This is a genomic window from Rhodoferax sp. LB1P47, assembly GCF_056521445.1.
In genome coordinates this window covers 1-6379 of record NZ_JBWMAU010000033.1, presented here as the reverse complement: position 1 = coordinate 6379, position 6379 = coordinate 1, and the positions used below count along the sequence as shown (strand labels likewise).

Here is a 6379-nt window from a genome sequence, read left to right as displayed (position 1 = left end):
CATCAACCCCAAAGAGGTCCCGAATGTGGTGGATGCCATCGTCCAACTCACTGACGGCGGGGCCGACTACAGCTTTGAATGCATCGGCAACACCCAGGTGATGCGCCAGGCGCTGGAATGCACCCACAAGGGCTGGGGCCGCAGCATCATCATCGGCGTGGCCGAAGCCGGGGCAGAGATCAGCACCCGGCCGTTCCAATTGGTCACCGGCCGCAAATGGGAGGGCTCGGCCTTCGGCGGCGCACGCGGGCGCACCGACGTGCCGAAGATTGTGGACTGGTACATGGAGGGCAAGATCAGCATCGACCCGCTGATCACCCACACCATGCCGTTAGAAGATATCAACAAGGGGTTTGATTTGATGAAACGCGGTGAATCCATCCGTGGCGTGGTGCTGTTCTGATGACTGCGCTCACCACCCTCTCCGAGCACGCCTGCTTTGACGGCGTGCAAACCTTCTACCAGCACGAATCCAGCGAGATCGGCCTGCCCATGCGCTTTGCGGTGTACATGCCGCCCAACACCAGCGGCCCGGTGCCCGCCCTGCTCTATCTGGCCGGCCTGACCTGCAACGAAGAAACCTTCATGACCAAGGCCGGGGCGCAGCAGTACGCCGCGCAACTGGGCATCGCCTTGATCGCGCCCGACACCGGGCCACGCGGGGCAAATCTGCCAGGCGAGGCCGATAGCTGGGACTTTGGCATGGCCGCCAGCTTCTACATCGACGCGACCGAGGCACCGTGGTCCACCCACTACCGCATGGAAAGCTACCTGGTCCAAGAGCTGCTGCCCCTGCTGGTCGAAGAGTTGTCGATCGACCCTGAGCGCATCGGCATCTTTGGCCACTCGATGGGCGGGCATGGCGCGTTGACGCTGGCGCTGAAATACCCCGGCCTGTTCAAGTCGGTGTCGGCCTTTGCGCCCATCTGCGCGCCCACCCAGTGCGCCTGGGGGCAAAAGGCGTTTACCGGCTATTTGGGGGCCGACAACACCCCCTGGCCCGCGCACGATGCGGTGTTTTTGATGGCCGCCCAGACCGCTGCGCCCTACCCCCAAGGCATCTTGATCGACCAGGGTTTGGCCGACAAGTTCTTGGCCCCGCAGCTCCACCCGCATATCTTTGAAGCCGCCTGCCAGGCCGTGGGCCAGCCCCTGCTGCTGCGCCGCCACACCGGCTACGACCACGGCTACTACTTCATCAGCAGCTTCATGGCCGACCACATGGCACACCACGCCCAGGGGTTGGGGCTGTCCATCGTCTAAAACAGGCTTTCCTGCCCGGACAACAAGCCGGGCCGGAACTGCCCCACGTCCAGCTCCACCCGCTCACGGTTCAAACCCAGCTTGGCGCACGTCTTGTGGAAGCGCTGGCGCAGCAGGTCGGCCCACAGGCCGCTGCCTTTCATGCGGGTGGCAAAGTCGGCGTTGTAGTCTTTGCCGCCGCGCATATCCTGGATGCGGGCCATCACCCGGTCGGCGCGCTGCGGGTAGTGCAGCTCCAGCCACTGGCGGAACAGCGGGGCCACCTCCCAGGGCAGGCGCAGCACGGTGTAGAAGGCAGTGCGGGCACCGGCCTCATAGGCAGCGGCCAGCACCTGCTCCATGTCGTCGTTGATGAACGGAATCTGCGGCCCCACGCTTACGCCCACCGGCACGCCCGCGTCGGCCAGGGCGCGGATGCTGCGCAGGCGGCGGTGCGGTGCGGCAGCACGCGGCTCCAGCGTGCGGGCCAGGGCGGCATCCAGCGTAGTAATGGTCACGTACACGGCGGCCAGATTGCGCGCCGCCATCGGGGCCAGCAGGTCCAAATCCCGCTCCACCCCGCTGCCCTTGGTCACCAGCGCCAGGGGATGGTGGCAGCGCTGCGCCACGGCAATCGCGCTGCGGGTCAGGCTTAATTCGCGCTCGATGGGCTGGTAGCCGTCGGTCACCGTGCCCAGGGCCAGCATGCGCGGCACATAGCTGCGGGCGGCAAGTTCGCGGGCCAGCACCTCGGCCAGGTTGCGCTTGGCGATGATCTTGGTTTCAAAGTCCAGCCCCGGCGACATATTCAGATAGCTGTGCGTGGGCCGGGCGTAGCAATAAATGCAGCCGTGCTCGCAGCCCCGGTACGGGTTCAGGCCGTAGTCGAAGTAAATGTCGGGCGAGTCGTTGCGGGTGATGGCGCTGTGTGCGTCTTCAAAAATGACCTGGGTGGCGAGGGGCGCGGCGGGCTCCGCGCCTTCCAGCGTGCCCCAGCCGTCGTCGAACGCGGCGCGGTCCTCGCTGCTGAAGCGGTGCGCCAGGTGCGTGGCCGTGCCCCGACCTTTGATGGCAGTGACGGGGACCAGGGTGTCGGTCACGCCCTGCCCCTCTGGATTGGTAAAAATTTAAACAAAATAGGCCTCTAGCGCATATTGCACCATCGCTACTAGCTATATTTAAAATAGCAAATAACTGGATACACATCCAGTATATTGCAGACCCTACTGGCCCGCAACCAGCTCTTTGATCTGCTGCAAGGCCGCCGGGTCGTCCATGGTGGTCAGGTCGCCGGGGTCGCGGCCTTCGCAGACGGCTTGCACGGCGCGGCGCAGCAGTTTGCCGCTGCGGGTTTTGGGCAGCAGGTGCACAAAGGTGACGCGGGCGGGGCGGGCCACGGCGCCTAAATCTTTATCTACCATGCGCATCACCTCGGCTTCCAGCTGGGCGCGGTCGGCCTCGCTATTGATCACGCTGGAGTCTTTGAGTACCGCAAACGCCATGGCCACCTGGCCTTTGAGCGCATCGGCCACGCCGACCACCGCCACCTCGGAGATATTGGGGTGGGCGGCAATGCTCTCTTCGATCTCGCGGGTGCCCAGGCGGTGGCCGGCTACGTTGATCACGTCGTCGGTGCGGCCCAGGATGAAAAAGTAGCCGTCCGCATCACGCACGCCCCAATCGAAGGTGCTGTAGAGCATTTTGCCGGGCACGCTGGACCAGTAGGTTTGCACAAAGCGGGCATCGTCACGCCACACGGTTTGCAGGCAACCGGGGGGCAGCGGGCCCTCGATGGCGACCACGCCCTTTTGATTCGGGCCGGTCAACTCCTCGCCAGTGGCATCGTCGAGCAGCTTGACGTTATAGCCGTACACCGCCTTGCCGGGCGAGCCGAACTTGGTGGCGGCCGACTCCACGCCGTTGCACAGGGCCAGGATGGGCCAGCCGGTTTCGGTCTGCCAGTAGTTGTCGATGATGGGTTTGCCCAAGGCCTGGTTAATCCAGGTGGCGGTGGGTTCGTCCAGCGGCTCCCCGGCCAGGAACAACGCGCGCAGGCTGGACAGGTCGTACTTCGCCATCAGCGCCGGGTCTTGCTTTTTCAGCACTCGCACGGCGGTGGGCGCGCTGAACATCACCGTCACTTGGTACTTTTCGACCAGGCTCCACCAGATGCCGCCGTCGGGCCGGGTCGGCAGACCCTCGTACAAGATGGTGGCCATGCCGCCGATCAGCGGGCCGTAGATGATGTAGCTGTGGCCCACCACCCAGCCGATGTCGCTGGTGCAAAAGAAGGTTTCGCCGGGCTTGCCGCCGTAGATATGCGGCAGGCTAGCGGCCAGCGCCACGGCGTAGCCGCCGGTGTCGCGCTGCACGCCCTTGGGCTTGCCGGTGGTGCCGCTGGTGTACAGGGTGTAGCTGGTGTGTGTGGCATCGACCCAGGCGCAGGGCACGAGCGTGTCCAAGTGTTTTAGCCGCTCTGCGCCCCACAGATGGTCACGACCAGCTACTAAATCCATAGCAACCAGGCCGCGGTCTACCAGCAGCACGGCGCGGGGTTTGTGGGCAGACAGGCGGATGGCTTCGTCTAGCAGCGGCTTGTAGGCCACGGCTTTGCCGCCGCGCGAACCGGCATCGGCGCTGATGACAACCACCGGCTCGGCATCTTCGATGCGCGAGGCCAGCGCGCCCGAGGCAAAGCCGCCAAACACCACCGAGTGGATAGCCCCGATGCGGGCGCAGGCCAGCATGGCAAACGCGGCCTCGGCCACCATCGGCATGTAGACCAGCACCCGGTCGCCCTTGGCCACACCCAAGTCCAGCAAGACAGCAGCCATGCGCTGGACTTCGGCGTGTAACTGTCGAAAGCTATAAACCGTTTCTTCGCCCGTCTCGGTGGACACGAAGATCAGCGCCCGCTGGTCGGCCCGGTCGGTGAGGTGCCGGTCCACTGCGTTGTGGCACAGGTTGGTGGTGCCGCCCACAAACCATTTGGCAAACGGCGGGTGGCTGTAGTCGCACACCTGCTGGGGTGGGGTCTGCCAGTCGATCAACCGGGCCTGCTCGCTCCAGAATGCGTCGCGCTCGGTGAGGGAGCGCTGGTAAAAATCAGCGTAATGGGTAGGGGCGGCCATGCGGTGTCTCCGTTGTTGATTTAATTTGCATTCATAATTATGAATTCTGAACTGGCTGGAAACTGACTTTCCCAGCCATCCCTGGCATCTTCCCCCTTCCCTTTAACTTTTTACAAGGAATCTCCATGGCCCGCGAAGTTGTTGTTGTCAGCGCCGTACGTACCGCGATCGGAACCTTTGGCGGCAGCCTGAAGGACATACCGCCCATCGACCTGGCCGCCCAGGTGGTGCGCGAGTCGCTGCTGCGTGCCCAGACCGAGGGAGCCGACGTGGGCCATGTGGTGTTTGGCCATGTGGTCAACACCGAGCCGCGCGACATGTATTTGTCGCGCGCGGCGGCCGTGCTGGGTGGCTGTGGTGAAGGCACGCCCGCCTACAACGTGAACCGCCTGTGCGGCTCGGGCCTGCAGGCCATCGTCAACGCGGCACAAAGCATTTTGCTGGGCGACGCCGACATCGCCATTGGCGGCGGGGCCGAGAACATGAGCCGCGCCCCCTACGCCGCCCTCAGCGCCCGCTGGGGCATGCGCATGGGCGACGCCAAACTGACCGACATGATGATTGGCGCGCTGCACGACCCCTTCCACAACATCCACATGGGCGTGACGGCTGAAAACATCGCCAAAAAATGGGGCATCAGCCGCGAAGAGCAAGACGCACTGGCGGTAGAAAGCCACCACCGGGCCGAACGTGCCACGGCTGCGGGCTACTTCACCAGCCAGATCACCCCCGTGGTGTTGAAAAGCAAAAAGGGCGACACCCTGTTTGCCAGCGATGAACACTTCCGCAGCGGTGTGACGATGGCCGACATGGCCAAGCTCAAGCCTGCCTTCGCCAAAGAAAATGGCACGGTCACCGCCGGTAACGCCTCGGGCATCAACGATGCCGCCGCCGCCGTGGTGCTGATGGACGCGGCCACAGCTAAAGCCCGTGGCCTGCAGCCGCTGGCCCGCCTGGTGGCCTACGCGCATGCCGGGGTAGACCCGCAGTACATGGGCATCGGCCCGGTGCCCGCCACCCGCCTGGCGCTGCAAAAAGCCGGGCTGACGGTGCAAGACCTGGACGTGATCGAGGCCAACGAAGCCTTTGCCGCCCAAGCCTGCGCCGTGGGCCGCGACCTGGGCCTGGACCCGGCCAAGGTGAACCCCAACGGCTCGGGCATCTCGCTGGGCCATCCGATCGGTGCCACGGGCGCGCTGATCACCGTCAAAGCCCTGTACGAGCTGCAACGCATCCAGGGCCGCTACGCGCTGGTGACCATGTGCATCGGCGGCGGCCAGGGTATTGCGGCTATTTTCGAGCGCTGCTGATGCAACTGGAGAGCCTCAACATCGGCACTGCCCGCCCGCTGATGGCCGGTGGGCGGCGCGTGCTGTCGGGCATTGGCAAGCACGCCGTAGCGGGCACGGTGGCCGTGGGCCGCCTGGGCCTGGCGGGCGACGAGCAGGCCGACCTCAGCGTGCACGGCGGGCTGGACAAAGCCGTCTACGCCTACCCCGCCGAGCATTACGCCTTCTGGCAAGCCCAGCGGCAGGCCCAAGGGGTCAGCCTGTTTGACGAGCCCTTACCGCCCGGTTTTGTGGGCGAGAACCTGACTCTGCGTGGCCTGCTGGAGGCCGAGGTGTGGGTGGGCGACCTGCTGCACTTCCCCGATTGCAGCCTGCGCGTCACCGAGCCACGCCAGCCCTGCTTCAAATTCAACGCCGTAATGGGCTACTTAGGTGCCACGCGCGACATGGCCCAGTCGGGCCGCTGCGGCTGGTATCTGGCGGTGGTACAGCCGGGTAGCCTGGCGGCAGGGCAGGCCTTTACGCTGGAGCCGGGCCGCCGAGCCTTGGCGATTCCGGTGGCATTTGCCAGCAAGCGGGCCAAACACGCTTAGCGCTATATATTTGAGCCACTTGCACAACCACTCAAAGATGTAATTTCCTGTCGATTGGGAGTCGAATTTTTGAGGGTGAAGGTGTAGGCGCAGCCACTGGGAAGTGACATCATCTGGTTTACCA

6 protein-coding genes are annotated in these 6379 nt (G+C 64.5%); 4 read left to right on the top strand and 2 right to left on the bottom strand.

The window, feature by feature from the left end; genetic code table 11:
* The coding region (locus AC0969_RS19625) for a zinc-binding dehydrogenase (protein ID WP_479625230.1) at positions 1-403 on the top strand (403 nt) is incomplete at its 5' end.
* Positions 403-1263 (top strand): S-formylglutathione hydrolase, encoded by an 861-nt coding sequence (fghA, locus tag AC0969_RS19620; protein WP_479625830.1) that lies wholly within the window; start codon positions 403-405, stop codon positions 1261-1263. The genes AC0969_RS19625 and fghA, both read left to right, overlap by 1 nt.
* On the opposite strand, the gene AC0969_RS19615 is transcribed toward fghA, so the two are convergent.
* Positions 1260-2342, bottom strand: a complete 1083-nt coding sequence (locus AC0969_RS19615; protein WP_479625829.1) for a PA0069 family radical SAM protein — start codon at positions 2340-2342, stop codon at positions 1260-1262. The genes fghA and AC0969_RS19615 overlap by 4 nt on opposite strands.
* Positions 2343-2465: 123 nt before the next feature.
* Positions 2466-4418 (bottom strand): propionate--CoA ligase, encoded by a 1953-nt coding sequence (locus tag AC0969_RS19610; protein WP_479625831.1) that lies wholly within the window; start codon positions 4416-4418, stop codon positions 2466-2468.
* 80 nt (positions 4419-4498) lie between these two features.
* Here AC0969_RS19610 and bktB point away from each other — a divergent pair, with 80 nt between their 5' ends.
* On the top strand, positions 4499-5683 hold the full coding sequence (gene bktB / locus AC0969_RS19605; protein WP_479625828.1) for a beta-ketothiolase BktB: 1185 nt from the start codon (positions 4499-4501) through the stop codon (positions 5681-5683).
* Positions 5683-6255 carry an MOSC domain-containing protein gene (locus AC0969_RS19600; RefSeq protein ID WP_479625827.1) on the top strand — a complete coding sequence of 191 codons (573 nt, stop codon included), beginning with the start codon at positions 5683-5685 and terminating at the stop codon, positions 6253-6255. Before bktB ends, AC0969_RS19600 begins: the two co-directional genes overlap by 1 nt.
* Positions 6256-6379 lie beyond the last annotated feature (124 nt).

Excerpts from the sequence above, each read along its gene's own strand:
- fghA (WP_479625830.1), top strand. The coding sequence starts at position 403 with ATGACTGCGCTCACCACCCTCTCCGAGCACGCCTGCTTTGACGGCGTG.
- bktB (WP_479625828.1), top strand. The coding sequence starts at position 4,499 with ATGGCCCGCGAAGTTGTTGTTGTCAGCGCCGTACGTACCGCGATCGGA.
- AC0969_RS19600 (WP_479625827.1), top strand. The coding sequence starts at position 5,683 with ATGCAACTGGAGAGCCTCAACATCGGCACTGCCCGCCCGCTGATGGCC.